The organism is Streptomyces sp. NPDC049687, assembly GCF_044465285.1.
Classification (GTDB): Bacteria; Actinomycetota; Actinomycetes; order Streptomycetales; family Streptomycetaceae; genus Streptomyces.
This window is the reverse complement of record NZ_JBITLN010000046.1, coordinates 1-1,094: the sequence shown is the minus strand read 5'-3', so window position 1 is coordinate 1,094 and position 1,094 is coordinate 1. Positions and strand designations below refer to the sequence as shown.

At 68.4% G+C, this 1,094-nt stretch carries 1 protein-coding gene; it reads right to left on the bottom strand.

Features of this window, described 5'->3' with window-relative positions; all coding sequences use genetic code 11:
- Positions 1–1,094, bottom strand: a 1,094-nt coding sequence (locus ACIBVL_RS43235; RefSeq protein WP_399106787.1) for an AMP-binding protein, incomplete at both ends; no start/stop codon positions are given.

Here is a 1,094-nt window from a genome sequence, read left to right as displayed (position 1 = left end):
CGGATGCGGTTGACGAGTTGGGCGGCGAGGAGGGAGTGGCCGCCGAGGTGGAAGAAGCTGTCGTCTACTCCGACTTGTTCGACGCCCAGGGTGTGGGCGAACTCGGTTGCGAGTTCCTTCTCCCGGACCGTGGTGGGGGCTCGGTAGGTGTCGGCCGAGTAGTAGTCGGGCCGGGGCAGCGCCGCCCGGTCGAGTTTTCCGCTGCTGGTCAGTGGCAGGGTGTCGACGGTCATGAACGCGGACGGGATCATGTAGTCGGGGAGGAGTCCGGCCAGGTGCTCGCGCAGCGTCCCGCCGGGGAGTGTGCCGCCGTCGACGGGGACGGTGTAGGCGATCAGGCGTCGGTCGCCGGGTTGGTCCTCGCGGATCACGACGGCTGCCTGCGCGACTGAGGGGTGTCGGGTGAGGGCGGTTTCCACTTCGCCGCATTCGATGCGGAAGCCGCGGAGTTTGACTTGCTGGTCGGCTCGGCCGAGGTAGTCCAGTTGTCCGTCGTGGCGCCATTTGACGAGGTCTCCGGTGCGGTACATGCGGGAGCCGGGCGGTCCGAAGGGGTCGGCCACGAAGCGCTCCGCGGTGAGCGTTGGCCGGTTGAGGTAGCCGCGGGCCACTCCTGGCCCTGCGATGTAGAGCTCGCCGGTGATGCCTACCGGTACGGGTCGCAGGGCTTCGTCGAGTACGTACAGCCGGGTGTTCGTGATCGGTCGGCCGATGGGCGGTGTGTCGGCGCCGGACAGTGGGCTGACGGTCGCGTAGACGGTGGTTTCGGTGGGTCCGTAGCCGTTGAATGCGGTGTCGGAGAGGTTCTGCAGGGTCTGTGACAGGTCGGCGGGCAGGGCTTCGCCGGCGGCGAGTGCGTTGCGCAGGTGGAGGTCGGGGGTCAGGTCGGTCAGGTTCTGCCACACCGAGGGCGTGGCCTGCATGGTGGTGATCTGTTGCTCGGACAGGGTCTGGGCCAGTGCCTGGGGGTCGCGTACGACGTCGGTCTCGGCGAGGACGACGGCCGCTCCGCTCACCAGTGGGAGGTAGAGGTCGAGGACGGCGGCGTCGAAGGTGATCGTGCTCACGGCGAGCAGGCGGTCGTTGGAGTCGAG